This is a genomic window from Nocardiopsis baichengensis YIM 90130 (assembly GCF_000341205.1).
In the GTDB taxonomy this organism is placed as follows: domain Bacteria; phylum Actinomycetota; class Actinomycetes; order Streptosporangiales; family Streptosporangiaceae; genus Nocardiopsis_A; species Nocardiopsis_A halophila.
Genome location: NZ_ANAS01000014.1, coordinates 16,151 through 42,918, shown reverse-complemented (window position 1 = coordinate 42,918; position 26,768 = coordinate 16,151). Strand labels below are relative to the sequence as shown.

Here is a 26,768-nt window from a genome sequence, read left to right as displayed (position 1 = left end):
GAGGAACACCATGAAGAAGGCCTTCGCCGTCGCGGCCATCGCCGCCGGCGCCCTCGCCGCCACCGCCCCGGCCGCCGTCGCCGGCGACAGCTACTCCGGCGTCAACGGCGACGTCCTCAACTGCACCGGCCTGCCCTGGAACTGGGAGGGCTTCGCCGACGTGCTGACCCTCACCGGCGAGTACGACGCCTGCAAGACCCACGGCGTCACCTACGGCGGCTGACCGACCGCGCCGGGCCGCCCTCCCGCCCCACCCGGAGGGCGGCCCGCACCCCCCACGGTCGCCCTGGCCGCCACCGGCCCGGACCCGCGGCTGCCATCCGGACACTCTCACTTTGCGCTACATCTAACCGACTCCGGGTAGCCATCTGTCGGCCGGGGGCTCTCGTCGGGCCCGAACCGCGACCGGGAGGGACGCGCGCGATGACCGAACTCGAGGAGACACGGGCCCAGCAGCGGAACCCGGAGTCGCTCAGCCCGCTCGAATTGAAGAACCGCCTGATCCAGCGCGCGGGCGAACACGACCGCACGGCCCGGCACGCCCGCCGCCGGGCCGAGGAGATGCCCGACGCCGGGCGCGGCACCCCCGACCGGACCGCGCTGCCCGCACGCGAGGCCTTCTTCCTCCTCGGCCGGTTCGCCGTCGGCGAGGTCCGGAAGGCCTGGAACGAGGGGGCCGCCCTCGGGGGCGGGCCCCGGGAGGAGGGCATCGCCGAGCGGTTCGGCCTCTTCCTCGACGAGAACACCGGGGAGCCCGGGGCGGACCTGTTCCGGCGGATCATGCGGACCGTGCCCGAGCCGCACGCGGACGCCGTCGTCCACGAACTGGTCGGCGGGGTCATCGGCGATGAGCACCCGGTCCCCGACCGCATGCCGCCCTTCTGCGAGCGGTCCGTGCGCGCCTACCTGGAGCGCACCATCGGCGGCAGGTCCCCGTGGGAGGGCTGCGACCTCGTCGCCACCGAGGGCGGGACGGCTGCCGTGTGCTCCGTCCTCGACTCGCTCCGGGCCAACCGCCTCCTGCGGCGCGGCGACCGGATCGCGCTGATGGCCCCGGTCTTCACGCCCTCTCGGCAGATCCCGCGCCTGGAGCGGTACCCGTTCGAGGTGACCGGGGTCAGCGCCTCGCGCGGGATCGAGAGCGGCTTCCGCACCTGGGCCTACGACGACTCCGAGATCGACAAGCTGGCCGACCCCTCCATCCGGCTGCTGTGCCTGGTGAACCCGTCCGACCCGCCGTCGGTGCGGCTGTCGGACCGGGCGCTGGAGCGGATCGCGGGCATCGTGGACAACCACAACCGCGACCTGGTCATCGTCACCGACGACGTGTACGGCGCCTCCGCCGAGGGCTCCACCTCGCTGATGGAGGCGGCACCGCGCAACACCATCGGCGTCCACTCCTTCCCCAGCTACGTCGGCGCCGCCGGTCGGCGCACCGGCGTCATCGCGCTGCACCCGGACAACACCGTCGACGAGCAGATCGCGCGGCTGGGCCCGCAGGACGCACGGGCGCTGGAGGAGCGCTACTCCCCGATCACATCCGACGTGCCCGGCCTGAAGTTCATCGACCGCATGGCCGCCGACGGCCGCTCGGTCGCCCCCGGCCACACCGCGGGACCCTCCACGCCCCAGCAGGTGCAGATGGCGCTGTTCGCGCTCTTCGACACGGCCTCCGACGCGTCCGGGTACCGGCGCCCCGCCAAGGAGGTCCTCATCCGGCGGCTGGCCGCGCTCTCCGAGGGGCTGGGGGTGGAGCTCCCCCGGGATCCGCTGCGCGCCGGGGACTGCGTCGAACTCGACCTGCTGCACTGGGCCGGCCGGACGTGGGGCGAGGACTTCGCCCGCTGGCTGCAGGCCGAGTACGCGCCGGCGGACCCGGTTCTGCGCCTGGCCGAGGAGGAGGGGGTGGCCGTGCTGAACGGGGACGGCTCCGACGGCCCCGAGTGGTCGGTGCGGGTGCCGCTGGCCGTCCTCGACCACGAGGCCTCCGCCCGGGTCGGCCGCGCCCTGCGGTCGATCTGCGAGGAGTACCACCGCCGCTACACCGGCGGCGCGGCCGCGTGCTGACCCCGCGCCGGTGCGGTGGCGTGAGCCGCCGGCGCGGGTCTGGCAGGGTCGGGGCATGGGCGACGACATCCGGCTGATGCGCGTGTACGACGCCGAGGGCGACGGCGCCCCCGCCGAGGGGCGGGTGTTCCTGGTCGACCGCCTGTGGCCGCGGGGCGTGCGCAAGGAGGCGCTGCACCTCGACGGGTGGCTCAAGGACGCCGCGCCGAGCCCGGGGCTGCGGACGTGGTTCGGCCACGACCCGGACCGCTGGCGGGAGTTCTCCGCGCGCTACGAGCGCGAGCTGGAGGAGCGCCCCGACGCGGTCGACCCGATCCTCCGCGCGCTGGACGAGGGTCCGGTGACGCTGCTGTACGCGGCCAAGGACACCGAGCACACCCACGCGCTGGTCCTGCGGGACCACGTTCGGGCCCGCAGGCGGCGGGAGGGGACGGGCTGACCGGGGCCTCACCCGGGGCCGGAGACCACGACGGGCGCGGGCCGCCGCTCGATGCGGTGCCCGCGCCCGTCGCGCGGCGGGGTCAGGGCCCTGTGGCGTCCGGTCACCTGCCCCGGCCGCGCCGCTCGCGGACGGCGGCGGCCGCGTCCGCGGCGGCCGTGCGGGCGCGCCCGGCCAGCGAGGCGCCCAGTTCGGCGCCGCGGTCGCGCAGGGCGGCGGCCCTCTCGCCCCAGGCGGCGGCGCGGTCGGCGCCGACCCAGGCCAGGACCAGGTCCCGGCGGGCGAACATGAGGGCGATGACCAGGGCAGGGACCAGCGCCAGGGCCAGCGCGCCCGCGGCCAGGGGCGCGTCGGCGGCGGCGAGGTTGACGGCCGACATGTCGTTGGCGGCGGTGGAGGCATGGGTGGCGCCGGAGCCGCCCTGGCCGCCGTCGCCGTCCTCGGTGGCCCCGGTGTCCTGCCCGGAGTCCTCGGCGCCCTTCTCCTCGTCGCCGCCCGCCAGGTCCTCGGGGACCGGGGACACCGCGTCGGTGCACTCCTCGCCGGAGCCCATGGGGCGGGGGGCGCCTTCGGTGCCGTGGCCGTCGCCCCACTTGGTGATGACGTACTCGACGTCGATGTGGCCGTTGCCGCCGGAGACGGTGTAGCCGGATTCGTTCCAGGACTCGCCGGTCAGCTCGGCGAAGGTCTTGCCGTCCAGGTCGAGCAGGACGTCGCACCCCTCTGCCGGGTCGCCGGGGCCGCGGTCGCCGATGAAGAACTCGGCCTTCTTGCCGTCGTGGACGACGTAGCCCTCGGTGCCCAGGGGCCAGCTGGGGCTGGCCGCGAGGCCCTTCTGCATGGGCTCGCCGGAGGCGGGGGCGCCGGTGTCGCCGTTGATGCCGGAGCCGTCGTCCCAGAAGTAGGACGCTTTGACGTTGCCGTACTGGACCGCGTTCTCAGTGCTCATATACAGGTGCTCACGATGCTGGGCCGGTGCTGTTGGCGGGCGAGGCCGGGGGCTCCACGGCGGATCGGAGCGCGGCGGTTCAAGGGCGCGGTGGATCCGGGGCACGGCGCAGGGCGCACCTGCGGCGCGGGTGGCATCGGAGGGCGGGCTGTGGGGCGCGGGGATGGGGCGCCGGAAGGGAGGCGGCACGCCGGCCGTGGGACCTCCCCCACCCGCTCGGGCCGGGGGCCTCGGTCCCGGCGCATCGGGGGCGCCGGGGTCCGGCGGCGTCGTGGGCGCGGGGCGGCGGCGTCAGGGCCGCACCCGCCTCACGGGCCGAACACCGGCAACAGTAACCCCGCGCCAAAGAAAAGGCGAGGTCAAGAGGGGTGCACCGGAGGTGGTGAAGGTTAAAGCGGCCAGGGTGCGCCGACCGGGATCCGGCCGCACGCGCCGCCTTTTCGGTGAGAGTCCGGTCAAAATGCGCGTCTAGTCACATTCCGATAACGGACCTGGTGGGCCGGGCCGTTGCGGCCCAGGTCACGGTGGTTCCCGGAACGGCGCGGCCGGCACGCGCCGCCCCGGGGCGCGCCCCCTCCGGGGCCCAGGCGGCGTCTGCGGGATCAGCGGGAGTCGAGGCGGGGGAAGACGACCCGCTGCAGGATGAGCGTGACCGCCGCGGCGGCCGGGACCGCGATCAGGGCGCCCACCAGGCCGAGCATCGCGCCGCCGATGAGGGCCGAGGTGATGGTGACGGTGGGGGCGACGTCGACCGAGCGCTTCATGACCCGCGGCGCGATGACATAGCTCTCGATCTGCTGGTAGGTCAGGAAGAACACCAGGGTGACCGCGCCCAGGAACAGGTCGCCGATGCCCACGGCCAGGGTCGCGGCCAGGGCGCCGATGGTGGTTCCCACCAGGGGGATCAGCGCGGTGACCGCCACCACCAGGGCGAGGGTGAGCGCGTAGCCGAAGCCGATGCCGGTGAGGAAGAGGAAGGCGACCACGCCGCCGATCGCGGAGATGAGCAGCTGGCCTCCGATGAAGTCGCCCACCCGCCGCACGATCTCGTCGCCGAGCTCGCGCACGCCGCTGCGGCGCGAGCGCGGCACCAGCCGGTAGCCGGTCTCGGTGATGCCGGGCAGCGAGGCCATGAAGAACAGCGTGAGGACGAGCACGGTGAAGGTGGCCACCAGCGAGTTCAGCACGGCCTGGCCGATGCCGAACACGCCGCCGAAGACCTGCTGCCCGAAGTCGGCGCTGGTCAGCAGGGACTGGGCCTGGTCGAGCAGGCCGAAGCGCTCGTCCAGGTCCGACATCACCGGGTTCTGCTGGAGCCGGCCCAGGTAGTCGGGCACGTTCTCGGCGAACTCGGTGATCTGCCGGGTGAGCGGGGGCACCAGGGTCCACACGAACACGGTGGTGAACAGCACCAGGGCGGCGCACACGGTGAGGATCGCCGCCCAGCGCGGCAGCCCGCGCCGGCGCAGGAACTCGATGATGGGGTTGAGCCCGACCGCGAGGAAGAGCGCCACGAGGATGTTGATGAACACGCCGCGGATCTCGACGAGCGCCTGCACCAGGATCCAGGCCGTGAGCACCCCCAGGGCCCCGGTGAAGCCGAGCACGAAGAAGTTGGGCGCCTTGGCCTCACGGCGCGTGCCGAGGGTGGCCACCGCACCGGCGGAGGTGCTCCGGGGCGCGCCGGGGCCGGAGGGCTCCTCGTCGGCGCGGGGCCGCTCGGACTCCTCGGCCGGAGCGCCGCCGGTGTCCTGGTCTCCGTCGGAGCCGTCGCCCTTCGGCCCCTCGGGGTTCTCGCTCACGTGATCCCTCCCTGTCTCAGGCGGCAACGCTAGCGCGTGCCCTACCCCGAGGGGCCGACCTTCGCCCCTCCGGCCGCCCGTGTCCCGGGAATCGGCGTCCCGGGAATCAGGACGTCCGACCGGCACGGGCGCAGGGGTTACTCGGATCAGGTCCGTCGCGAACGGCGTCCCGGGACGCCGCATCTACCGGGGTTTTCAGAAGTTCGGCGGGGCGCGGAGGGTGGATGCCACGGTTCGCGCCGATCAGCAGGCCGTGGCCCCGGCAGGCGCCCTGAGGCGGGCCCGGCCCAGTGCTCTCTGCCCGGCCCGGGCCCAGCGGCCGGGGCCCTTCCCCTGCACGCGACTTCCGACAGACTCAATGGCCGCGTCCGGCCGCGGCCCTCTGCCAGGCGCCCTCTCCGAGCAGGCGCAGGCCGTTCAGGGCGACGATGACGGTGGAGCCCTCGTGGCCCGCCACCGCCAGCGGCATCGGCAGGTGGCCGAACAGGTCCCAGGCCACCAGCGCTCCGATGAACACCCCGGCGAGCACCAGGTTCTGCACCACGAGGCGGCGGGCCCGCCGCGCCAGGGACACCGCGACGGCCACCGCGCCCAGCTCGTCGCGGACCACGACGGCGTCGGCGGTGCGGCGGGACAGGTCCGATCCCGACCGGCCCATCGCCACGCCGGTGTGGGCCGCGGCCAGGGCGGGGCCGTCGTTCACCCCGTCGCCGACCATCATCACGTGGGCCCCGCCGTCCTGAAGGGCGCGCACCCGGTCCACCTTGTCCTCGGGCAGCAGTCCGGCGGCGACCTCGGTGACGCCGGCCTCTTCGGCCGCCCGCCGCGCCGCCGCCGGGGCGTCCCCGGTGAGCAGCAGCGGCGGCCGCCCCGTCCGGGCGGCCAGGGCCGCGACCGCCTCCGCCGCGCCCTCGCGCACGCGGTCGGCCACACCGAGCACGCCGACCGGGAGCCCGTCGCGGAGCACGACCACCGCGGTGCGCCCCTGTTCCTCCAGGGCGCGGGCCTCCTCGCGGGCGGCGACGGGGCCGGACCCGTCCTGCGCGAGGAGCCGGGCGGGACTGCCCACGGCCACCGCCGCGCCGTCGACCTCGGCGCGCACGCCCTCCCCGGGGGCCGAGGTGAAGTTGCGCGCGGAGGCGGCCTCCACGCCCTCCTCGTGCGCGGCCTCGACCACGGCACGGGCGATGGGGTGCTCGCTGGGGCGCTCCGCCGCCGCGGCCAGGGCGAGCAGGGACGCCCGGTCGCCGCCGCCCAGCGGGCGCACCTCCGCCACCCGCGGCGCCCCCTCGGTGAGGGTGCCCGTCTTGTCCAGGGCGACGGTGTCGGCGGCGGCCAGGCGCTCCAGCGCCTCCGCCGACTTGACCAGCACGCCGTGGCGGCCGGCGTTGGCGATGGCCGCCAGCAGGGGCGGCATCGTGGACAGCACCACGGCGCAGGGCGAGGCGACGATCATGAAGGTCATCGCGCGCATGAGCGCCGAGGCCGGATCGGATCCGAACGCCAGCGGGACGGCGAAGACGGCGATGGTGGCCGCGACCATGCCGATGCTGTAGCGCTGCTCGATGCGCTCGATGAAGCGCTGGGTGGGCGAGGTCGTCCGGGAGGCCTCCTCGACCATCGCGGCGATGCGGGCGACCACGGCGTCCCCGGCCTCGCGTCCCACGCGCACGGTCAGCGCCCCGGACCCGTTGAGGGTTCCGGCGTAGACCTCGTCCCCGGGGGCCTTGTCGGCGGGCAGCGCCTCCCCGGTGATGGTGGCCTGGTCGACCTCGCTGCGCCCGTCGACGACGCGGCCGTCGGCCCCGACCGCCTCGCCGGGGCGCACCAGAACGGTGTCGCCCACCGCCAGGTCCCCGGCGGCGACGGCCTCCTCCCGTCCGCCGGGTCCCAGCCGGGTCGCGGTGGCGGGGGCGAGGTCGAGCAGGCCGCGCACGGAGTCCTCGGTGCGGGCGGTCGCCACCGCCTCCAGGGCACCGGAGACGGCGAAGATGACGATGAGCAGGGCGCCGTCCCCGGGCTGGCCCACGGCGGCCGCGCCGAGCGCGGCGACCACCATCAGCAGGTCGACGTCGAGGGTGCGCCCCTTGAGCGCCTTGAGGCCGGACAGCGCGGGCTCCCAGCCGCCCAGGGCGTAGACCGCGCCGTAGAGCAGGCCCGTGGCCAGGGGCGGGGCACCGAGCAGGTCGAGCGGGAGGGCGAGGAGGAACACGGCGAGCGCGGCCGCGGCCCAGCGCACCTCGGGCAGCTCCAGCAGGCGGGTGCGGTGGCGCCGCGGCGCGGCGGCGAGCTGGGCCGCCGGTGCGGGCGCGGCGGCGGGGGCGGACGGGTTCGCGGTGGGTGAGGGCATCGTCGGTCCTCGCGCGGTGGTTCGGGGCAGGGCGGGACGGACCGGGGCGGAGCCGCGGCCGGTCGGGGCGCCACTATACAGGAATACATGAACAAGTCTTCATTAGTTCACGAAAGTAGGATGGCTCCATGGGCCACGAACTCGCTTCCCCTTCCCCCGCGGCCGCGCCCGCGCTCGACGCGGCCACCGCCGAGAAGGTGGCGTCCACCCTGCAGGCCCTGGCCACCCCCTCCCGCCTGCTGATCCTGTCCCGCCTGCGCGAGGGGCCCCTGCCCGCCACCGAACTGGCCGACGCGGTGGGCATGACGCAGTCGGCCTGCTCGCACCAGCTGCGGCTGCTGCGCAACCTGGGCCTGGTCGCCGGCGAGCGCCGGGGCCGCTCGGTGGTCTACTCGCTCTACGACCACCACGTCGCCCAGCTCATCGACCAGGCCCTGAACCACGTCGAACACCTGCGCCTGGGCCTGCCCGACCGGCCCGCCGAAGAAGCCTGAGCAGGCCTCCGGGGGCCCGGCCCCGGGGTACCGGGGCCGGGCTCACTGCTCCGGTCCCGCCGCTCAGTCGCGCCACTCGCCTCCGAGCTCCACGGCGCACCCGTCACCGGAGGCCACCGCCGTGCGGTTGCCGCCCGACTCCCAGGTCACCGTGCCGTCCGGGTCCTTCTTGATGTACTTGTACTCGAACTCCGCCCCCGGCGGCAGCCCGACCGAGCCGCTCCACTCGGGGTAGGCCCCCTCGTCGGTCGACAGCTCCAGCGCCCGGCCGGTGTCCCAGCCGCCCAGCTCCTCGACGGACCCGGCGACGTACACCCCTTGGCCGTAGAAGGTCTCCACGGTCGGGCCGAAGACGGCCTCGACCTCCGTGCACGCGCCGGGGTCCCCGGGGTCCCCGCCCGAGTCGCAGCCGCCGGGGTCGGCGCACTCCACCACCGCACCGGTGTGCAGGGCCACGGCCCCCTCGGGCGGGACGGACACCTCGACACGGCCGCCGGCCACCTCCACGGCGGCCCCGTCGCAGGCGCCGTCGGCGAAGGTCCCGGAGGCGACGTCGCAGTAGGTCCCGTCGGGCAGCGCGGTGGCGAACCCGGCGCTCCACTCCGAACCGGTGGCGTTGAAGGCCGCGAAGCCCGCGCCGCCGCGCTCCAGGGCCACCCGCCCCCGCTGTGAGCCGTCGTCGGCCCAGGACACCTCCTCGCCGGCCGTCGCGCTCGCGAAGGTCGGCATGCCGTTGAGCGCGCGGTGCTCGCACACCCACCGCTCCTGCGCGCAGTCGGCGGCCTCGGTGGTCCCGTCGGCCGCCATGGGCGGGCCCTGTTCGGTGGAGGTGAACGCGTAGCTGGACATCACCTTGGGCGTGCCGTAGCCGTGCGCCAGCAGGAAGGCCTGGGCCAGGTCGTAGCGGTCCCGGTCGGTCCCGTGCGTCAGGGTGGGCTCGGAGCGCTGAGTGTCGTGGTTGACGACGAAGGAGACCGCGCTGTCCGAGGCCAGCTTGCCCTCCTCCAGGTCCTTGGCGCCCTGGAGGTTCCCGTCGGCGAAGTCGTGGCCGATCCGGCGCTGGTAGTCGAACTCGGTCACGTCGCCGATCCCGGTGTACTCGTCCTCGCCGATCGCCGCGTCGGCGATCACCTCCTGGAAGACGTAGGGCGCCTCGTTCCACCCGGGAACGGTGCCGGGGAGCATGTCCACGACGGCCTGCAGGTCCTCGGGCGGCATGTGCTTGGCCGCGTCGATGCGGAACCCGGCCACGCCCATGTCGACGAGCGAGGCGAGGTAGTCGCCGAGGCGCTCGCGCACGTAGGCGTCGCCGGTCGCCAGGTCGCTCAGCCCGAGCAGCTCGCAGGTGCGCACCTCCCAGGGGTCGCTCCAGTCCTCGATGTCGCGGCCGCACTCGGCGGTGTTGAAGTCCTGCTCGGTGTAGCCGTGGGCGCCGTCGCCGAACAGGTCGGGGTAGGAGTACTTCTCGTACGCGCCGCCCGCGCTGCCCGGGCCCGCCCCGACCGACCCGGTGCCGGTCATGTGGTTGACGATCGCGTCGACGTAGATCCGGACGCCGGAGTCGCGGCAGCGGTCGACCATGTCCTGGAAGTCGGCGGCGGTGCCCCGGCGGGTGTCGTCCAGGCGGTAGCTGACCGGCTGGTAGTCCTGCCACCAGGGGTAGCCCTCCTCTTCCAGCACGACGTGCTCCTGGGGCGGGGAGACCTGGACGGCGGCGTAGCCGTTGGGGCCCAGGACGTCCTCGCACTCCTGGGCGACCGACTCCCAGCGCCATTGGAAGAGGTGGACGACGGCGCCGCCGTCGTCGGGGGCGGCGGCCGGGGACGCGGCCGCGGCTGCGGGCGCCCCGGACGCGGGCTGCCAGGGGGCCGCGGCCGGCAGGGCCGCGCCGAGCAGCAGCACCGCGGCCAGGGTGAGGGTTCTTCGGAGGATGAGGGGCATCGCGCTCTCCTCGTGTGCGGGGGTGCGGGGGGATGGGCGGCCGTGCCGCACCGGCGCGGAACGACCGCCACGTAAAGATCTTGCTATATCTGCAAGAACTTTCAATACGTGCCGAAACATAGCAGCAATGACCGGCGATGTGAACGGCCTCACACCGCCTTCATCTCCGCGGACACGCCGGCCACGGCCGGATCCTGCAAAATCTTGCGCACACGTGCACCGACGGCCGCCTCCCGGAGGCGCCCCTGCCCTCCGCCCGCGAGGGCCCCGACTGCTACGGTTTCCAGCCGTCGGCCGCCCCATCAGGGCGTACAGGGAATCCGGTGCGAATCCGGAACTGGCGCGCAGCGGTGAGGGGGACGGCCGGGGCACGACGCCACTGGACCGCGAACGCGGTCCGGGAAGGCGCCCCGGCCGTGCGAACCCGAGTCCGAAGACCTGGCCGACCCCGGAAGGCCGCCCCGCGGCCTTCGGGAGAACGTGTCCGCCGGCCCCGCGCACGGGCCCCGCACAAGGAAAGGCCTCCGTGGCGACTCCTGCCCCGGCTGCCCACGGCAGCCCCGTCCCCCGTCCCGCCCGCCGCCGCCCCCGCCCGGCCCCCGCCCTCGGCGCCCTGGCCGCGGCGGCGCTCCTGCTCTCCGGATGCGCCTCCGCCGGAGGCGGCGAAGGAGGCGGCGACGCCTCCGGCCCCGAGGCCGCCGGCTCCCCCAAGACGATCGAGAACTGCGGCCGGGAGGTCGAGGTGGCGGCCCCGCCGCAGAGCGCCGTCGCCCTCGACCAGGGCACCACCGAGATCCTGCTCTCCCTCGGGCTGGCCGACCGCATGGCCGGCACCGCCAAGTGGACCGACCCGGTCATGGAGGGGCTGGAGGACGAGGAGGAGAAGGTGCCCCGCCTCGCCGAGCACATGCCCTCCTTCGAGCGCGTCCTCGACGCCGAGCCCGACTTCGTCGGCGCCTCGTTCGCCTCGACCATGGGCACCGGCGGCGTGGCCGAGCGGGACGACTTCGAGGAGCTGGGCGTGCCCACCTACCTCTCCCCCGCCGACTGCGTCGGCAAGGACAACAGCACCGGCGGCGACGGCACGCGCGACGAGCCCCTGGAGATGGAGACGGTCTACCGGGAGGTCCGCGAGCTGGCGGACCTGTTCGGCGTCGAGGACCGCGGCGAGGAGCTCGTCGCCGACCTGCAGGAGCGCGTCGACACCGCCACCGAGGGGATCGACCCCGACACCGCCTCCGACACCACGCTCATGTACTGGTTCTCCGACTCCAACGCCCCCTACATGGCCGGGTGCTGCGGCGCCCCGGGCATCATCACCGGGGCCGTGGGGGCGCAGAACGCCTTCGACGACACCTCCGACGAGTGGCCGCAGATCAACTGGGAGACGGTCGCCGACCGCGACCCCGACCACCTCGTGGTGGGCGACCTGACCCGGGAGACGCAGACCGCCGAGAGCGCCGAGGCCAAGATCGAGTTCTTGGAGAGCGACCCGGTCACCCGGAACATGGAGGCGGTGCGCGAGGAGCGCTACATCGTGGTGAGCGGCGCGTCGATGAACCCCTCGATCCGGACGGTCGAGGGCATCGAGCAGGTCGCCGACGCGCTGTCGTCGGCATCATGACGGCGGGGCGGAGCGCGGCCGCGGCCGCCGCCGGCCTGGTGATCCTGGCCCTGTCGGTGGCCGCCGCCACCGCCCTCGGTCCGGCGGGGATCACGGTCCCCGAGGTGGCGGCGGTGGCCTGGTCCCGGACGGGCGGACCCGAGTCGGGGCTGTCGGCGGTGCGCGAGGGCATCGTGTGGGAGCTGCGCCTGCCCCGCGCGCTGCTCGCCGCGGTGTGCGGGGCCGGGCTCGCGGTCTGCGGGGCGGTGCTGCAGTCCCTGCTGCGCAACCCGTTGGCCGACCCGTTCGTGCTGGGCGTGTCCTCGGGGGCCTCGACCGGCGCCGTCCTGGTGCTGGTCCTCGGTGTCGGGGGCGGGCTGTTCTCCCTGTCCACCGGCGCGTTCGCCGGCGCGTGCGTCTCCTTCGCGCTGGTGCTGCTGCTCAGCAGGCTCTCCGGCGGCACCACCGCCAAGGTGGTGCTGTCCGGGGTGGCGGTCATGCAGCTGTTCTCCGCGCTGACCTCGCTGATCGTGTACTCCTCGGCCGACGCCGAGCAGGCCCGGAGCGTGCTGTTCTGGCTGCTCGGGTCGCTCAGCGGCGCGCGCTGGGACGACGTGTGGCCGTGCGCCGCCGCCCTGGTGGCCGCCCTGGCCGTGTTCGCCTCGCGCGCCCGGGAACTGGACGCCTTCGCCTTCGGCGAGGACGCGGCGGCCGCCCTGGGCGTGGCGGTGGGCAGGACCCGCCTGGTGCTGCTGCTCGCCACCGCGCTGCTCACCGCGTTCCTGGTCAGCAGCGCCGGGGCGATCGGGTTCGTCGGGCTCGTGCTGCCGCACGCCGTCCGGGCGCTGACGGGCCCCGGCCACCGGCACGTCCTGCCCGCGAGCGCGCTGGCCGGCGCCGTCTTCCTGGTCTGGGTCGACGCGCTGTCCCGCAACGTGTTCGCCCCACAGGACCTTCCCGTGGGGGTGGTGACCTCGCTGATCGGAGTTCCCGCGTTCATGTACATCCTCTACCGGGGCCGCCCGTCGCGCTCGGCGGGGCCGAAGCGCCGGCGTCCGCTCGATGCGCACCCGCGCCCCGCCGGCCCCACCGCCCGCGCGTCCGCGGGAGGCCGCCGGTGAGCCTGCTCGCACACGAGGTCTCCTGGTCGGTCGGCGGCCGGCTGGTGGTCGACGGGGTGAGCCTCGCGCCCGCGCCCGGCACCACCACCGGGCTGCTCGGGCCGAACGGGTCGGGCAAGTCGTCGCTGCTGCGCCTGCTGGCCGGGCTCCGTCCCGCCGCCGCGGGCGTGGTGGAGCTGGACGGGGTGCCGCTGGCACGGGTGGGGCGCCGGACGGCGGCCCGCCGCATCGCCGTGGTCGAGCAGAACGCCGCGACCGAGACCGACCTGACCGTGGCCGAGGTCGCCGGGCTCGGGCGGATCCCGCACCGGCGCGCGTGGTCGGCGCCGTCCCGGTCGGACGAGGACGCGGTCGAGCGGGCGCTGGAGCGGGTCGGCCTGGCCGACCGGGCGGACGAGGCCTGGCACACGCTCTCGGGCGGGGAGCGCCAGCGCGCGCAGATCGCCCGGGCCCTGGCGCAGGGGCCGCACGAGCTGCTGCTGGACGAGCCGACCAACCACCTCGACATCGCCCACCAGCTGGACGTGCTGGACCTGGTGGCCCGGCTGGAGGTCACCGCGGTGGTGGCCCTGCACGACCTGAACCTGGCGGCGATGTTCTGCGACCGCCTCCTGGTCCTGAAGGACGGGCGGGCCGTCGCCGCTGGCACCCCCGCCGAGGTGATCACGGAGGACCTCATCGCCGAGGTGTACGGCGTGCGCGCGGAGGTGGAGCCGCGCGGCCCCGAGGCCAGGCCGTCGGTCCATTTCCTGCCGGGCCGACCGGTGTGAGCCGGTCGAGGGGCCGGGCGGCCTGCCTCCTCGGCGATGGGCACGGCCGTGGAAGCACCGGTCCCTTCGACCGCCGCACGACGGCTCGCCGCGTTCCAGACGCCTCCGGCTCAGACCGACCGGGCGAAGTCCCACCACACGGAAGGACACCATCACCCAGGCGGGACGGGGTCCGCTGAAGTGGTGCGGCTCTCGGCGGCCGTGGCCGCTGGAGCCTCCCCCTCTTGAAGCCGACGTGCCCCACCGGGCCCGGGGACGGCGCCACGGTCGTGCGCCCGCCCGCCCGGCCGCGGGCCGGGGGCCCATTGCCCCGCTCGTGCCGTCTGTCTAGGTTTGCTTGCGGTCGGGCGCCGACCGCGTGCCGACCGGACCGCCACCGGACTCCACTCACGAGGTTCGTCTTGCGCAGACCGTCCCCCCGCCTCGGTGCCGCCGCGGCCGCCGCCGCTGCGCTGCTCGCCGGCTCCCTGCTCGCCCCCGCCCCCGCCGCGGCCGGACCGGCCTCCGCCGCATCCGCCGACCCCGCTGCCGCATCGGCCTCCGACCGGAGCGGGGAGGACATCCTCGACCGGCTGCTGGCCGTTCCCGGGATGCGGCTCATCGAGGAGAAGCCCGCCGAGGGGCACCGCTTCTTCGTGCTGGCCTACACCCAGCCCGTCGACCACCGCGACCCCGGCTCCGGCACCTTCGAACAGCGCCTGACCGTGCTGCACCGCGGCACCGACCGCCCCACCGTCTTCTCCACCTCCGGTTACGACCTGCCCGCCGACCCCCGGCCGTCGCGCTCGGAGCCGGCCCGGATCGCCGACGCCAACCAGGTGTCGCTCGAATACCGCTTCTTCGGCGAATCGCGCCCGGACACCGGTTCGGACTGGTCGGCGCTGACCAGTGAGCAGGCCGCCGACGACCAGCACCGGATCTTCACCGCCCTGGACCCCCTCTACCCGCGGGAGTGGATCGCCACCGGCGGCAGCAAGGGCGGGATGACCGCGGTGTTCTACGAACGCTTCCACCCCGGGGACATGGACGGGGTGGTCGCCTACGTCGCCCCCAACGACGCCGACCGGCCCGGCGACCGGGCCTACGAGCGGATGCTCGAACGCGTGGGCACCGCCGAGTGCCGGCAGGCGCTGGAGGAGGTCCAGGTGGAGACCCTGGAGCGGCGCGAGAGCATGGTCGAGCGCTACGAGGACTGGGCCGAGCGCAACGACGCCTCGTTCGACCGGATCATGGGCTCGGCCGACAAGGCCCTGGAGGCCGTCGTGCGCGACCTGGCCTGGGGGTTCTGGCAGTCCGGGAGCGAGGAGGGCTGCGCGTCGATCCCCTCGCCCGACGCCTCCGACGCCGAGCTGTGGTCGTGGCTGGACCGGACGTACGGCGTCGCCTTCTTCACCGACGAGGTGGTGGAGCGGTACTCGCCGTACTACTACCAGGCCGGGACCGAGCTGGGGGACCCGCGCCCCCGGGCGCGCCACCTCGACCACCTGCTGCGCTACCCCGACCTGAGCGCGCGCGACCACGTGCCCGCCGAGGTGGAGATGGGACCGTTCGACCCCCGCCTCACCTGGGGCACCGACTTCTGGGTGCGCGCGCGGGCGGAGAACATGCTCTTCGTCTACGGCGAGAACGACCCGTGGAGCGCGGAGCGGTACCGTCCGGGCCGCTGGACCGAGGACAGCCACGCGTTCGAGGCGCCGGGGACCAACCACTACGCGTCCATCCTGTCCCTGGACTCCGCGGACGAGGAAGCGGCCACGGCCGCGGTCCTGCGCTATGCGGGCGTGGACGAGGAGGCGGACGAGCGCCCGATCGCGCCCTATGACGCCGAACTCGACGGCCGCGCGGAAGAGGAGCGGGCCGGCGAGCAGGGCATGCCGCCCACCCTGCCGGGACGCTGACGGCGGCGGACGGCGACAGGGTCTCCCGGTCTCCGGCGGGCAGCGCGCCTTCCCCACCGGAGACCGGGGCCACGGACGGCCTGCGAAGCGCCCCCGGCGGGACTCACTCCTCCCGCCGGACGTCCATGGCCCCGTCCTCGGGGCCGTCCGGTCCGCCCTCCTCGTACTCGTTCAGCGGTGCGTCCCGCTCGCCCCGGCGGGTCTCCTCGGCCACCTCCTGCGAGATCCCGAGGCCGCCGGGCCGGTCCTCCTCGTCGGTGTCGAACGGTTCGACCTCCCCCTCCGGAGGGTCCTCGATGTAGCGCTCCCACAGGCCGACGTCGACCTCCTGATCGTCGTCGCCCATCTCCGCCTCGAGGCGCTCCTCCTCGCGCCGCTCGCCGCGCAGGCGCTCGTCGTCGCCCCCGAACCGCTCGGACTCCCACTCCGGATCGCGCTCGGTCATCGCCCGTCCCCTCCTTCGCTTCTTCCGGTGCCGTGCATCATCCGCCGTCACCGGTCCCAGCCCCGTTCCCGGCCAGCGGCAGGCGCATCACCAGCACCGCCCCGCCCAGCAGCGGGCTGGCACCGGCGGTGAGCGTGCCGCCGCCCGCCTCGGCGACCCCGCGCGAGATCGCCAGGCCCAGTCCCGAGCCGCCGGGGTCCCGGCGGCGCGACTCCGAGAGCCGCGCGAATCGCTCGAAGATCCGCTCGCGCTCGGCCTCGGGGATGCCCGCCCCGTCGTCGTGCACCTCCATGACGGCGGCACCGCCCTCGGTGCGCACCGCCACCAGGACGCGCTCGCGGGCGTGCCGCTCGGCGTTGGCCAGCAGGTTGGTCAGGACCCGCCCGAGCCGCACCCGGTCGCCGCGCACCCGCGCCCCCTCTCCCGGCTCGACCACGATCTCCACGGGTGCTACCCGCCGTTCGGCCTCTTCCAGCACCATCGCCGCCAGATCGACCTCGGCGCCGCCGGCGGCCGCGTCGGCGTCGAGCCGGGCCAGCTCCAACAGGTCGTCGACGATGCGCTGGAGCCGTTCGACGTCGCGCAGCAGCCCCTCCAGCGCGCGGCGCGCCGCCCCCGGCTCCGGATCGGGGTCGGCCAGTTCCACCTCCACCCGGGTGCGCATCCCCGCGATCGGGTTGCGCAGCTCGTGGGAGGCGTCGGAGACGAAGCTGCGCTGGCGGTCCATCGCCCGATCCAGCCGCTCCAGCGTGGCGTTGCCGGTCCGGGCCAGCTCGGCGAGCTCGTCCCCGGTGGAGGGGATGGTCAGCCGGCGCCCGAGGTCCTGGGCCGACATCCGCTCCAGGTCGCGGCGGATGCTGTCCACCGGACGCAGCGCCCGCCCGGCACCGCGCCAGGCCATCCAGCCCACGGCGACCAGCACGAGCACGCCCACGCAGGCCAGCCCGACCTCCAGGAGCGGTCCCGTGGCGGCGGCGGAGTCGGCCACCGCGGCGTAGACGACGACGGGGCCGTAGGCCTCGGTTCCGGCGGCGAGGCCGACGATGCTCAGGCACGCGCCGCGCTCGCCCCCGGGGCAGGCGGAGTCCTCCACGAGGAAGTCGCCGTCCCCGGGCCGCGCGGCGGTCAGCGGCGCGCGGCCCTGCATGGCCGAACTGGCGGCCACGACCTCGCCCCGCGCGTCCACCACCTGGATGCGCACCACTCCGGCGGCGGGCGGCACGGGGCCCTCGTAGGCGCGGGTCCCGATGTGCGTGGAGACCTGCCGCGCCGCCTCGGCCGCCCGGTCGTAGCGGGCCCGCGCCCCCTCGTGCTCCGCCCCGATCCCGACCAGGACCAGGGCGAGCACCAGCGGCGGGGTGACGATGAGCAGCGATCCGGCGGTCGCCCGCCCCCGGATCGAGCGCGGCCGGAGCCGCCGCAACATGCCCATCGGAATCCGCCCCCCGACCGTCGTGCGCCCCCTGATCATCGCAGTCGGACACTGAAGGGCCGTTCCCGGACACGGAGACCACGATCGGACTTTTGTCCAGTTTTTACCGCATCGGCGGGCGTGGACACGCGGGGATTTCTCCGAATCACCCCCACAGCGCGGTGAGTCACGGTTCAATGACGGTCGGTAGTAGGACGCGCGCCGCGGACGGAGGGGCGCGCGCCCGCTCCCGACCCCGCACTGGGACCACCGACCACAGGAGACAGGAAGAGGACCCCGATGCTGAACCGGCAGACGAAGGCGGCCGTGGCGGGCCTGGCGGCGAGCGCGGCCGCACTGATCGCCGCTCCCCCGGCGCACGCCGCCCCCGCGGGCGCCCCGCCGGCCGCGCCCTCCGCATCGCGCCTGGTGCTGGCCTGGACGTACGAGGACGGCTCGGACGGCTCGAAGGTGACCCTGCGGTGCCACCCCTCGGGGGGATCGCACCCGGAGCGCTCGGAGGCCTGCGACGCGCTGACCGAGGCCGGCGGCCACTTCGAGATGCTGCGCAGCACGGGCGAGCCCTGCACAATGCAGTACCGGCCGGTCGAGGTCACGGCCACGGGCCACTGGTTCAAGCGGCCCGTCGACTACCGTGAGACCTTCGGCAACCTGTGCACCGCCAAGGTGGAGACCGACCGCGTGTTCGACTTCTAGCCCGCCGGTTCCCGACGACTTCGGCTGGAGTGGTGAAACGTCGGCGCCCTATCGGGCCGGCCCCGCGCCGACCTCGGGAGAGTCGGCCTGAAAAGTGCCTTGATAAGGCCGTCTTTCCCGAGATCGGCGGCACGAAGGGCGCCACCCGCTCCACGCCCGGCTCAGGAGGGAAAGAGCGAAGAGGAGACTCCTCCCCATTCCCTCCAGCGAGGACAGGAAGGGCCGCAGGCCGGCGAAACCCAGACGGTCGACTCCTTTTCCCTTGGCCAAGACCTATTCTCGCCGCGCGGGCCCCAGAATTGGGAGCGGCGATCGGGAGTGGTGAATTCACCACTCCCGATCGCATTCAAGGGCGCCGGCCGGGGCAGGGCGGCGAGCAGGCGCGCTGACGGCTGACGGTCCCGACCGTGAAGCGGTCCTTGTTCCGGCACGGTGAGGGGGCCGGTTCACGCTGTCCTGCTCCCTGGCCGATGGAACCGGATTCTCCAGCCCGACTTCCGGGGAGCGGTTCAGCGGCGGTCGGGCCCCTCACCGGAGCCGCCAACGGTCAGGCGGGCACCGTCCACTGCTGGTTCTGGGCCCCGTTGCAGGTCCAGATCTGCAACCGCGTACCGTCGGCCAGGCTCCCGCCGCGCCCGTCCAGGCACATCCCGGACCGCGGGTTGCGCAGTTCCCGCGTGGCCGGGGAGTACGTCCACGTCTGCGCGCCGGTGCCGTTGCAGTCCCACAACTGCACGTCCGTCCCCGCGGTGGTGCCGCCGCCCGCGACGTCCATGCACTTGCCCAAGGCGCGGACCGTGCCGTCAGCCGCCATGGTCCACTGCTGGGCCTGATTGCCGTTGCAGTGCGCGACCTGGATCGGCGTCCCGTCGGCGGTGTCGGCTCCCGCCACGTCCACGCAGATGCCGGTGGGTGCGGTGATGGTGCCGGTCGGTTCCCCGGTTCCGGTGCCGTTGTCGTAGACGCGGACGTAGTCCACGAGCATCTGCTGGGGGAAACGGGTGGTCTCGTCGGGGTAGCCGGGCCAGGTGCCGCCGACCGCGACGTTGAGGATCATGAAGAACGGATGGTCGAAGACCCAGGGGTCGCCGCCCAGGTCGGCGGGGGTGAGGGTCTGGAAGGCGACGCCGTCCACCGACCAGGTGATGGCATCCGGGGTCCAGTCGACCGCGAAGACGTGGAAGTCGTCGGCGAACGCCCAGCCCTGGGGGTGGGCGTAGGAGGCCCCGATGCCCTCCGCCCCCGAGTAGCCCGGCCCGTGCACCGTGCCGTGGACGAGGTGGGGTTCGCGGCCGATGTTCTCCATGATGTCGATCTCGCCGGAGTCGGGCCAGGGGGTGTCGGGGAAGCTGTCCCCGAGCATCCAGAACGCGGGCCAAATGCCCTGCCCCTCGGGGATGCGGACGCGTGCCTCGAAGCGTCCGTAGGCGCGCTCGAACCGGTCCTGAGTGGTCATCCGGGCGGAGGTGTAGGATCCGTCGCTCTCCCTGCGCGCGGTGATGGCGAGATGGCCGTTCCCGTCGAGCGCGGAATTGGCCCGGCTGGTGGTGTAGTTCTGGAGTTCGGCGTTGCCCCACCCGTGGTCGCCGGTCTCGTGGCGCCACTTGGCGGGGTCGGGAGCGCTCCCGGCGGGTCCGTCGAACTCGTCGGCCCAGACCAGGTCGCCGGGTGCGGCCTGCGGCTCCGGGGAGGACGGGGACGGGTGGGCGGGCTGGGCGTCCGCCGGGGCCATGCCCTGCGGCGCGGCCAGCCCCACAACCACCAGGACGGCGACCGCGGCCGCCGAGAGGACGACCGTGCCCGGGGCGCGCGGCCCGCGGGGTCGACGGGACCGGAGGATTCCGGGGATGCGGGGACTTCGGGGGGCGATGGTCGGGTTCATCCGACAGCTCCAAACTGCGTGCCGGGCCTCGCGGTCGGCGTCGACCGCGTAGGGCCGTGCGCGGATCGGCCCGGCTCGACTGGGGGACATCGCGCACGCCGTTCCCATGACGCCGAGCCACCACGGCGTCACGGAACGAATGGGTGGCAAACCATACAGACTCCCCCAGACACCTACAAGGGGGGTACCGTTCATCCGTGGAAGCGCTCCCACACCTGCCCTGGACACGCCGTCAAGGGCAGCGCGGTCTCCGCGCCGATGCGGCCGTACTCCCGGACCGATACCGCCGAGCACTCGGCCGACGGGCGCAAGGCCCACGACGCGCTCACCGGCGAGCGGCACCGAGCGGCCGCCCTCCGCCTTCGTCGCCGCCCCCGTCAGAGCCCGGTCATGTCCGCCGGCGTGGTGGAACTGTCGGCCGCGCCCTTCCGAGCGGTGCGACCGCTGCGGCGTGACCGGCGTCCCCGCCCCGGGTACGCGCCCCTCCCTGCCGCTGATCTCGGGAGAGTCGGGGTAATACTCGCCGGTATTACCCCGACTCTCCCGAGATCAACAAGGGTGTCGATGCCGGCGGGCGGGGCACCATCCGCCCCGCCAGGCCCGATCGTGCTGGTCACAGGCCCTGCGGGCCGCCCGCCGGCCCCTCACTCCCACCCCCAGGGGACCCAGACGGTCTCTCTGTGACCTGGGGCGTCGTGCATAGTCGTCTCCCTCTTGTGCAGTGCACAACATTGGGCCCACCCTCTTCTGGGGATCTGTACACCTTCCTTACATTCATGGGCCACCAGCTGGTTCCGTCCGGTATCGCCCTTGTCCCCCGAAGGAGAACCCGATGCGACCGTTCCGCCCGGTCCGCGCGGCCGCCCTCGCCGGCGCCGCCGCGCTCCTGGCCGCCTGCGCCCCCGCCCAGACCGACGGGGGCGCCTCCGGCGCCGACGAGATGGAGGGCACCCTCCGGGTCTGGCTGTTCTCCGAGGTCGACCAGGACCCCAAGGAGGAGGTCGTCGACGAGGCGGTCGCCGAGTTCGAGGCGGCCCACGACGGGGTCACCGTCGACGTGCAGTACATCCCCGTGGACACCCGCGCCGAGCGGTTCCGCGCCGCCTTCACCGACGCCTCCTCGGCCCCCGACGTCGCCGAGTACGGCAACACCGACCTGGCCGGCTACGTCGAGTCCGGCGGCATGCTCGACATCTCCGAGGACCTGGCCGACTGGGAGGACCACGCCGGCATCCCCGAGGACGTCGCCGCCACCGCCCGGGTCGGCGAGGGCACCTACGGGGTGCCGTGGTTCCTCGGCGCCCGCGCCCTGTACTACCGCACCGACGTCTTCGACGACCTCGGCCTGGAGGCGCCCGAGACACTGGAGGAGGTCGTGGAGGCCGGGCGCGCCGTCCGCGAGGACGACGCCGACATGCTCGGCGTGTCCACCGGCGGCGCCTACACCTACGGCTTCCTGCCCTTCGTGTGGGCCCACGGCGGCGAGATCGCCGAGGAGGACGGCGGCTCCTACACCTCCGCCATCGCCTCCGACGAGGCCAAGCAGGGCCTGGAGCTGTACACCGAGATCCTCTCCGACGACGTCTGCCCGCCGCAGACGTGCGCGGAGATGGACGGCAACGCCAGCGTGCAGAACTTCGTGGCCGGCGACGCCGCCATGACCATCGGGGGCAACTTCAACCTCAAGGCGGTCCAGGACGGCGACATCGCCGACGACGCCGCCGTCGTCCCGCTGCCCGGGACCGAGCCCGGCAGCATCGCCCCCGCCTTCGCCGGCGGCAACAACCTCGGGGTGCTCGCCGGTACCGACAAGCGCACCCTGTCGGTCGAGTTCACGAAGCTCCTGGCCGGCAAGGAGTACCAGCGCCAGATGTACGACGCGATGGGCAACCTGCCCACCTTCACCGACGTGCGCGAGGAGATCTCCGCCGAGGACGAGGAGATCGCCCCCTTCATCGAGACGATCGACGCCGGCACCCGGTTCGTGCCGGCCACCGGCGCCTGGGCGACCATCGACGCCGAGGCGGTGCTGCCCACCATGGTCCAGACGGTCGCCGCCGGCGACGCGAGCGTGGACGAGGCCGCCGAGGAGGCCTCCGCCTCCCTCGACGAGGCCTTCGGCGGAGAGTGACCCGCCGGATGGGCCTGTCGGCACCCGCGCTCCGGCGCCCGGGGGGCACCGCCCCCGGGGCCCGGCGGCGCGCCCTCGAACCGTGGATGTACCTGCTGCCCGCACTGGCGGTGCTGGGCGCCCTGCTCGTCTACCCGCTGTACCAGCTGGTGCTGGTCTCCTTCTACGACTACCGGCAGCCGCAGGTCACCGGCGCCGAGCCGCTGCGCTTCATCGGCCTGGAGAACTACGCCTCCCTGGTCTCCGACCCGCAGTTCTGGGAGGTGCTGGCCAACACGGCGGTCTTCGCCGCGGCCTGCGTGCTGGGCACGCTGGCCGTCGGCGGCGGCCTGGCGGTGCTGGCCACCCGGCTCTCGCCGTGGGTGCGCACCCTGCTGTTCCTGGCGGCGCTGGGGGCCTGGGCCACCCCGGCGGTCACCGGCAGCGCCGTGTGGCTGTTCCTGTTCGACCCGCTGCTGGGGCCGGTGAACCAGGCCCTGGTCGCCATCGGCCTGGAGGGCTTCTCCGGGCACTCCTGGACCTATGCGAAGTGGCCGGCGTTCGGCCTGGTGTGGACCCAGGTCGTCTGGTGCTCGTTCCCCTTCGTCATGGTCACCCTCTACGCGGGCATCCGCGCGATCCCCGAGGAGGTGATCGAGGCGGCCCGGCTGGACGGCGCCTCGACCGGGCGGATCGCCCGCTCGGTCATGCTGCCGATGCTGCGCCCGGCCATGACCGTGGTGACCGTCCAGTCGATCATCTGGGACTTCAAGATCTTCACGCAGATCTACATCATGACCGGCGGGGGCGGCATCGCCGGACAGAACCTGGTGCTGAACGTGTACGCCTACCAGCAGGCCTTCGCCTCCAGCCAGTACGGCCTGGGCTCGGCCATCGGCGTGGTCACCACCGTGCTGCTGCTCCTGATCACCCTGCTGTACCTGCGGACGCTGCGCCGCCAAGGGGAGGTGCTGTGATGCGAGGCCTCGCGACGCTGCGGCGGGTGCGCACGGACGGCGCCGGCCTGCTGATCGCCGCCGCGGTGGCGTTCCCGCTCTACTGGATGGTGCTCTCGGCGCTCAAGCCGCGCACCGACCTGGAGGCGGGCGACCCCCGGCCGTACACGCTGGAGCCGAGCCTGGACTCCTTCCGCCGGGTGCTGCTGGTGGACGGGTTCGGCCAGTACCTGCTCAACAGCCTGCTGGTGGCGGCCGTGGTGGTGGTCCTGTCCACACTGTGCGCCTTCCTGGCCGCGGTGGCGCTGACCCGCTACCGCTTCCGCTCGCGCACCACCCTGCTGATCATGGTGATCACCGCGCAGATGGTGCCGGTGGAGGCGCTGACCATCCCGCTGTTCTTCCTCATGCGCACCATCGGCGGGGCGGTCCCGGGACTGGGGCTGAACCACCTGGGCTCGCTGATGCTGGTGCACACCGCCTTCGCGGTGCCGCTGGCCATCTGGATGCTGCGCGGGTTCGTCGCCGCGGTGCCCCAGGAGCTGGAGGAGGCGGCGTGGCTGGACGGGGCGGGCAGCCTCACCTTCGTCACCCGGGTGCTCTTCCCCCTGACCGCGCCGGGGGTGGTGGCCACCAGCATCTTCTCCTTCATCATGACCTGGAACGATTTCCTGTTCGCCCGCACCTTCATCATTTCGGCGCAGGAGAACCAGACGCTGCCGATCGCGCTGCTGTCGTTCTTCAAGCCCGACGAGAACGACTGGGGCGGGATCATGGCCGGGTCGGTGCTGATGACGCTGCCGGTGCTGGTGTTCTTCCTGTTCGTGCAGCGCCGGCTGGCGTCGGGCCTGGGAGGTGCCGTCAAGGGATGAACGCCGACACCTCCCCCCGCCGCAACGCGTCGGTGTCGCTGCGCCGGGCGCTCGCGATCCTGGAGTTCGTCCGGTCCACCCCCGCCGGCAGCGGCGGGGCCACCCTCACCCAGCTCGCCGAGGGGGTGGGGGTGAACAAGAGCTCGGTGCTGCGGCTGTCGGCCCCGCTGCTGGAGGCGGGGCTGCTGACCCGGGACCGCACCAGCGGGCGCTTCCGGCTGGGCCCGGCGGCGCTGTCGCTGTGGCAGGCCTACCTGGACCAGATGGACCTGCGCTCGGTCGCCTCGGACCACCTGCGCCACCTGATGCGGCGCACCGGCCACACCTGCCACCTGGTCCTGCTCGACGGGCACGACGTGGTGTACGCCGACAAGGTGGAGAACACCACCACGGTGCGCATGGCCTCCCGGATCGGGGCCCGGATGCCCGCCCACCGCACCGCGGTCGGCAAGGCCATCCTCGCCTTCAGCCCGCCGGACCTGGTGCGGGACGTGCTGGAGGACGGGCTGGCCCCGGCCACCTCGCGCACCGTCACCGACCCGGAGGTCTTCGTGGAGGAGCTGCGGCGGGTGCGCGAGCGCGGCTACTCCATCGACGACCGGGAGAACGAGCCGGAGGTGCGCTGCGTGGCGGCACCGGTCTTCGACCACAACCGCGACCCGATCGCCGCGATCAGCGTGTCGTCACTGGTGAGCCGCCTGCCCGCGGCGCGGGTCCGCCAGCTCGGGCCGCAGGTGGCCGCGGTGGCGGCGCGCATCTCGGCCGACCTGGGCGCGCCGGCCCAGCCGCGCGGCCCGGGCGCGGCGGCCGGCGGCTACTCGTAGGGGTCGGGCGGGTCCTGCACCGCCTCCATCTCCTCGACGGTGAACCGGTGGTCGCGCACCTGCTGCAGGTCGCCCTCGGGCTCCTCCCAGGTGCCCCGCACCCGCCACCAGGTGTCCTCCTCGGGGGCGGGCTCGTCGGTGATGAGCACCCGGTTGACCACCGCGTCGGCGGCGCAGCACGCCATCTCCAGCCGGGCCAGGTACCACCCCTCGCCCTCCGGGTTCGGCACGGTGAACCCGGTCAGCTCGATGGTCCGGTCCGCCATGGTGCGCTCCTCGTCGGTCCAGGCGCGCGAGACGAACTCGCGCATCTCCAGCTCGACCGGGCCGTCCCCGGCCTCGGCGAAGGGGTCGTCCCGGTACTCGCTGAGGTCGACCCGGTCGTCGGGGGCCGAGGAGGCGCCCTGGGCCGCGGCGGTGTAGGCGCCCAGGGCGGGCGGGGCGACCACGAACACCGAGATGACGGGGAGCAGGAGCAGCCAGGCCACCCGGGGGCCGCTCTCGGCCCCGTGCCCGTCGCCGTGCCCGCAGGCCGCCGCGCCGCCGTGCCCGCCGCCGTGGCCGCCGGCGCCGTCGTCGCTCCGGGCGGCGGCGCGCAGGTCGGTGGCGATGACCGCCCCGCCGAGCACGACCAGCACGCCCCCGGCCGCGATCAGGAAGGGCCGGAAGGCCGACTGCACGTAGTTGAGGTACAGCTCGGAGAAGAGCGTGGTGCCCAGCGCCGCCGCGCCCAGGAGCACCAGGATCAGGCCTTGCGCCATCCGGTTCACAGGAGCAGCCCTCCGATCAGGAACGTGAACAGCAGTGTGGCCGCGAGCGTCAGCGGGACGAAGCGCCGGACGAACCCCCACCCGAAGGTTCCGCCCTGCAGGGCGATGAGCTTCAGGTCGACCATCGGGCCCACCACCATGAAGGCGAGCTGGGCCGTCGGGGAGAAGGCGTTGAGGCTGGCGGCGACGAAGGCGTCGGCCTCCGAGCAGATGGACAGCAGGATCGCCAGCAGGGCCAGGACCAGCACGCCGACCACCGGAAGTTCGGCGACCCCGTTCACCCAGGCGCGGGGGACGGCGACGTTGAGCGTGGCGGCGGCGATGGCGCCGACGACGAGGAAGCCGCCGGCGTGGATGAGGTCGTGCACCATCGAGTCGCGGAAGACCTCGGCCTTGGAGGCGCCCGGCGCGTGCGCCGCGCGGGGCGGGCGCAGCCAGTCGCTCTTGCCGAAGCGGGCCCAGATCCACCCCACGACCACGGCGGCGCCCAGCGAGGCGAGCAGCCGGGCGGCCCACATCTCGGGGCGGCCGGGGAAGGCGACCGCGGTCGCCACCAGCACCACCGGGTTGATGGCGGGGGCGGCCAGCAGGAAGGTGAGCGCGGCCGCGGGGGCGATGCCGCGCTTGATCAGGCCGCCGGCGATGGGCACCGAGGCGCACTCGCAGCCGGGCAGCACCGCGCCGGACAGGCCGGCGACCGGCACCGCCGCCATGGGGTTGCGCGGAATGACCCGGCGGTAGAAGGAGGCGGGGACGAACGCGGTCAGGGCCGCCGACAGGGCGACGCCGAACACCAGGAACGGCAGCGCCTGGAAGGAGATGGCGGTGAAGACGGTGGCCCAGGCCAGGAAGGCCTGGTGCTCCAGTCCTCCGGCGAGCCACAGGTTGGCCGCGGCCATGCCGCTGATGAGGATCGCGAAGAGCCAGACGGTCGCGGCGCGCCGGGGGCCGCGGGGGCGGCCCCAGTCGGACGGGGGCAGCTCGTCCCCGCGGTCCTCCCAGTCCGCGACGAGCGAGTCGCCGAGGGAGGAGCCCGGCGTCCGGGGCGGGCCCGGTGGGCTGTCGGACACGTGAGCACTCCGAATCGGGTGGTCGGGCGGGCGGCGCCGCGGTGCTGTCCAGCACGGCCGTGCAGTGCGGCGGTGCAGTGCGGCCGTGCAGCGCGGTGCGGCGTACCCGGCGAATGGTACCGAAAACGGTTATCGTCCGCGCTGGGGCCTGCGGCGCGGCGCGCTCCGCCCCGGGGGCGGCGCCGTCCCGGAGGGTGCGCGGCAGAGGGTACCCCCTCGCCTCCCGTCCGCGGGGCCTTCCGCGCACAAACGGCCCCGGTCCCGTCCGGGACCGGGG

Annotated in this window: 22 protein-coding genes and 1 riboswitch; of the genes, 13 read left to right on the top strand and 9 right to left on the bottom strand. The window is 74.3% G+C overall.

All coding sequences use genetic code 11. The annotated features are described in order from the left end of the window. The first annotated feature begins 10 nt into the window (after positions 1-10). The 3 genes from C892_RS0113490 (at position 11) to C892_RS0113480 (ending at position 2,506) form a co-directional block, all read left to right on the top strand. Positions 11-223, top strand: coding sequence for a hypothetical protein (locus tag C892_RS0113490; RefSeq protein WP_017541170.1), 213 nt, complete (start codon positions 11-13; stop codon positions 221-223). Between the two features lie 200 nt (positions 224-423). After that, positions 424-2,067 carry a bifunctional aspartate transaminase/aspartate 4-decarboxylase gene (locus C892_RS0113485; RefSeq protein ID WP_017557648.1) on the top strand — a complete coding sequence of 548 codons (1,644 nt, stop codon included), beginning with the start codon at positions 424-426 and terminating at the stop codon, positions 2,065-2,067. 55 nt (positions 2,068-2,122) lie between these two features. Then, positions 2,123-2,506, top strand: a complete 384-nt coding sequence (locus tag C892_RS0113480; RefSeq protein WP_017557647.1) for a DUF488 domain-containing protein — start codon at positions 2,123-2,125, stop codon at positions 2,504-2,506. 103 nt (positions 2,507-2,609) lie between these two features. Here C892_RS0113480 and C892_RS0113475 read toward each other — a convergent pair whose 3' ends face one another. From C892_RS0113475 to C892_RS0113465, 3 genes are all read right to left on the bottom strand, one after another. Next, positions 2,610-3,455 (bottom strand): hypothetical protein, encoded by an 846-nt coding sequence (locus C892_RS0113475; RefSeq protein ID WP_017557646.1) that lies wholly within the window; start codon positions 3,453-3,455, stop codon positions 2,610-2,612. Between the two features lie 602 nt (positions 3,456-4,057). Then, entirely contained in the window at positions 4,058-5,257 is a 1,200-nt protein-coding gene (locus tag C892_RS0113470; protein ID WP_017557645.1) for an AI-2E family transporter, read from the bottom strand. 355 nt (positions 5,258-5,612) lie between these two features. Beyond that, positions 5,613-7,607, bottom strand: a complete 1,995-nt coding sequence (locus tag C892_RS0113465) for a heavy metal translocating P-type ATPase (protein ID WP_017557644.1) — start codon at positions 7,605-7,607, stop codon at positions 5,613-5,615. A 128-nt stretch (positions 7,608-7,735) separates the two neighbouring features. Between C892_RS0113465 and C892_RS0113460 the strand changes: the two genes are divergently transcribed. Further along, complete coding sequence (locus tag C892_RS0113460; RefSeq protein WP_017557643.1) at positions 7,736-8,101, top strand: ArsR/SmtB family transcription factor; 366 nt, start codon at positions 7,736-7,738, stop codon at positions 8,099-8,101. 63 nt (positions 8,102-8,164) lie between these two features. Here C892_RS0113460 and C892_RS0113455 read toward each other — a convergent pair whose 3' ends face one another. Then, positions 8,165-10,042, bottom strand: a complete 1,878-nt coding sequence (locus tag C892_RS0113455) for a carbohydrate-binding module family 20 domain-containing protein (protein WP_017557642.1) — start codon at positions 10,040-10,042, stop codon at positions 8,165-8,167. Between the two features lie 275 nt (positions 10,043-10,317). After that, positions 10,318-10,502, top strand: a riboswitch (cobalamin riboswitch). Positions 10,503-10,568: 66 nt separating this feature from the next. Here C892_RS0113455 and C892_RS0113450 point away from each other — a divergent pair. The 4 genes from C892_RS0113450 (at position 10,569) to C892_RS0113435 (ending at position 15,434) form a co-directional block, all read left to right on the top strand. After that, positions 10,569-11,666, top strand: a complete 1,098-nt coding sequence (locus C892_RS0113450; protein ID WP_017557641.1) for an ABC transporter substrate-binding protein — start codon at positions 10,569-10,571, stop codon at positions 11,664-11,666. Then, the gene (locus C892_RS0113445; RefSeq protein ID WP_017557640.1) at positions 11,663-12,766 is read left to right on the top strand and encodes a FecCD family ABC transporter permease; all 1,104 of its coding nucleotides are present in this window, start codon (positions 11,663-11,665) and stop codon (positions 12,764-12,766) included. The genes C892_RS0113450 and C892_RS0113445 overlap by 4 nt, the downstream gene beginning before the upstream one ends. Next, complete coding sequence (locus C892_RS0113440; protein ID WP_017557639.1) at positions 12,763-13,536, top strand: ABC transporter ATP-binding protein; 774 nt, start codon at positions 12,763-12,765, stop codon at positions 13,534-13,536. Before C892_RS0113445 ends, C892_RS0113440 begins: the two co-directional genes overlap by 4 nt. A gap of 401 nt (positions 13,537-13,937) precedes the next feature. Then, positions 13,938-15,434, top strand: a complete 1,497-nt coding sequence (locus C892_RS0113435; RefSeq protein ID WP_017557638.1) for a S28 family serine protease — start codon at positions 13,938-13,940, stop codon at positions 15,432-15,434. A gap of 103 nt (positions 15,435-15,537) precedes the next feature. On the opposite strand, the gene C892_RS0113430 is transcribed toward C892_RS0113435, so the two are convergent. After that, positions 15,538-15,879, bottom strand: coding sequence for a hypothetical protein (locus C892_RS0113430; RefSeq protein ID WP_017557637.1), 342 nt, complete (start codon positions 15,877-15,879; stop codon positions 15,538-15,540). Between the two features lie 37 nt (positions 15,880-15,916). Beyond that, entirely contained in the window at positions 15,917-17,311 is a 1,395-nt protein-coding gene (locus tag C892_RS0113425) for a sensor histidine kinase (protein ID WP_017557636.1), read from the bottom strand. A 279-nt stretch (positions 17,312-17,590) separates the two neighbouring features. Between C892_RS0113425 and C892_RS0113420 the strand changes: the two genes are divergently transcribed. Further along, on the top strand, positions 17,591-18,007 hold the full coding sequence (locus tag C892_RS0113420) for an SSI family serine proteinase inhibitor (RefSeq protein ID WP_017557635.1): 417 nt from the start codon (positions 17,591-17,593) through the stop codon (positions 18,005-18,007). Positions 18,008-18,554: 547 nt separating this feature from the next. Here the strand turns inward: C892_RS0113420 and C892_RS0113415 are convergent. Further along, positions 18,555-19,889 carry a glycoside hydrolase family 16 protein gene (locus tag C892_RS0113415; protein WP_017557634.1) on the bottom strand — a complete coding sequence of 445 codons (1,335 nt, stop codon included), beginning with the start codon at positions 19,887-19,889 and terminating at the stop codon, positions 18,555-18,557. An 832-nt stretch (positions 19,890-20,721) separates the two neighbouring features. Between C892_RS0113415 and C892_RS0113405 the strand changes: the two genes are divergently transcribed. Genes C892_RS0113405 through C892_RS0113390 form a run of 4 tightly spaced genes read left to right on the top strand, consistent with a single transcriptional unit; the run spans position 20,722 to position 24,651 of the window. Next, positions 20,722-22,020 carry an extracellular solute-binding protein gene (locus C892_RS0113405; protein WP_017557633.1) on the top strand — a complete coding sequence of 433 codons (1,299 nt, stop codon included), beginning with the start codon at positions 20,722-20,724 and terminating at the stop codon, positions 22,018-22,020. A gap of 8 nt (positions 22,021-22,028) precedes the next feature. Then, positions 22,029-22,976 (top strand): carbohydrate ABC transporter permease, encoded by a 948-nt coding sequence (locus C892_RS0113400; protein ID WP_026124338.1) that lies wholly within the window; start codon positions 22,029-22,031, stop codon positions 22,974-22,976. After that, on the top strand, positions 22,976-23,827 hold the full coding sequence (locus C892_RS0113395) for a carbohydrate ABC transporter permease (protein WP_017541187.1): 852 nt from the start codon (positions 22,976-22,978) through the stop codon (positions 23,825-23,827). The genes C892_RS0113400 and C892_RS0113395 overlap by 1 nt, the downstream gene beginning before the upstream one ends. After that, positions 23,824-24,651: an IclR family transcriptional regulator gene (locus tag C892_RS0113390; protein WP_017557631.1), complete on the top strand. Its 828-nt coding sequence runs from the start codon at positions 23,824-23,826 to the stop codon at positions 24,649-24,651. Before C892_RS0113395 ends, C892_RS0113390 begins: the two co-directional genes overlap by 4 nt. Here the strand turns inward: C892_RS0113390 and C892_RS0113385 are convergent. Both C892_RS0113385 and C892_RS0113380 read right to left on the bottom strand, forming a co-directional pair. Next, entirely contained in the window at positions 24,642-25,421 is a 780-nt protein-coding gene (locus tag C892_RS0113385; protein WP_017557630.1) for a TIGR03943 family putative permease subunit, read from the bottom strand. The genes C892_RS0113390 and C892_RS0113385 overlap by 10 nt on opposite strands. Continuing rightward, positions 25,418-26,491, bottom strand: a complete 1,074-nt coding sequence (locus C892_RS0113380; protein WP_017541190.1) for a permease — start codon at positions 26,489-26,491, stop codon at positions 25,418-25,420. The genes C892_RS0113385 and C892_RS0113380 overlap by 4 nt, the downstream gene beginning before the upstream one ends. Positions 26,492-26,768: the final 277 nt, after the last annotated feature.

Excerpts from the sequence above, each read along its gene's own strand:
- C892_RS0113490 (WP_017541170.1), top strand. The coding sequence starts at position 11 with ATGAAGAAGGCCTTCGCCGTCGCGGCCATCGCCGCCGGCGCCCTCGCC.
- C892_RS0113485 (WP_017557648.1), top strand. The coding sequence starts at position 424 with ATGACCGAACTCGAGGAGACACGGGCCCAGCAGCGGAACCCGGAGTCG.
- C892_RS0113480 (WP_017557647.1), top strand. The coding sequence starts at position 2,123 with ATGGGCGACGACATCCGGCTGATGCGCGTGTACGACGCCGAGGGCGAC.
- C892_RS0113475 (WP_017557646.1), bottom strand. The coding sequence starts at position 3,455 with ATGAGCACTGAGAACGCGGTCCAGTACGGCAACGTCAAAGCGTCCTAC.
- C892_RS0113465 (WP_017557644.1), bottom strand. The coding sequence starts at position 7,607 with ATGCCCTCACCCACCGCGAACCCGTCCGCCCCCGCCGCCGCGCCCGCA.
- C892_RS0113460 (WP_017557643.1), top strand. The coding sequence starts at position 7,736 with ATGGGCCACGAACTCGCTTCCCCTTCCCCCGCGGCCGCGCCCGCGCTC.
- C892_RS0113455 (WP_017557642.1), bottom strand. The coding sequence starts at position 10,042 with ATGCCCCTCATCCTCCGAAGAACCCTCACCCTGGCCGCGGTGCTGCTG.
- C892_RS0113445 (WP_017557640.1), top strand. The coding sequence starts at position 11,663 with ATGACGGCGGGGCGGAGCGCGGCCGCGGCCGCCGCCGGCCTGGTGATC.
- C892_RS0113430 (WP_017557637.1), bottom strand. The coding sequence starts at position 15,879 with ATGACCGAGCGCGATCCGGAGTGGGAGTCCGAGCGGTTCGGGGGCGAC.
- C892_RS0113425 (WP_017557636.1), bottom strand. The coding sequence starts at position 17,311 with ATGGGCATGTTGCGGCGGCTCCGGCCGCGCTCGATCCGGGGGCGGGCG.
- C892_RS0113420 (WP_017557635.1), top strand. The coding sequence starts at position 17,591 with ATGCTGAACCGGCAGACGAAGGCGGCCGTGGCGGGCCTGGCGGCGAGC.
- C892_RS0113415 (WP_017557634.1), bottom strand. The coding sequence starts at position 19,889 with ATGAACCCGACCATCGCCCCCCGAAGTCCCCGCATCCCCGGAATCCTC.
- C892_RS0113405 (WP_017557633.1), top strand. The coding sequence starts at position 20,722 with ATGCGACCGTTCCGCCCGGTCCGCGCGGCCGCCCTCGCCGGCGCCGCC.
- C892_RS0113400 (WP_026124338.1), top strand. The coding sequence starts at position 22,029 with ATGGGCCTGTCGGCACCCGCGCTCCGGCGCCCGGGGGGCACCGCCCCC.
- C892_RS0113395 (WP_017541187.1), top strand. The coding sequence starts at position 22,976 with ATGCGAGGCCTCGCGACGCTGCGGCGGGTGCGCACGGACGGCGCCGGC.
- C892_RS0113390 (WP_017557631.1), top strand. The coding sequence starts at position 23,824 with ATGAACGCCGACACCTCCCCCCGCCGCAACGCGTCGGTGTCGCTGCGC.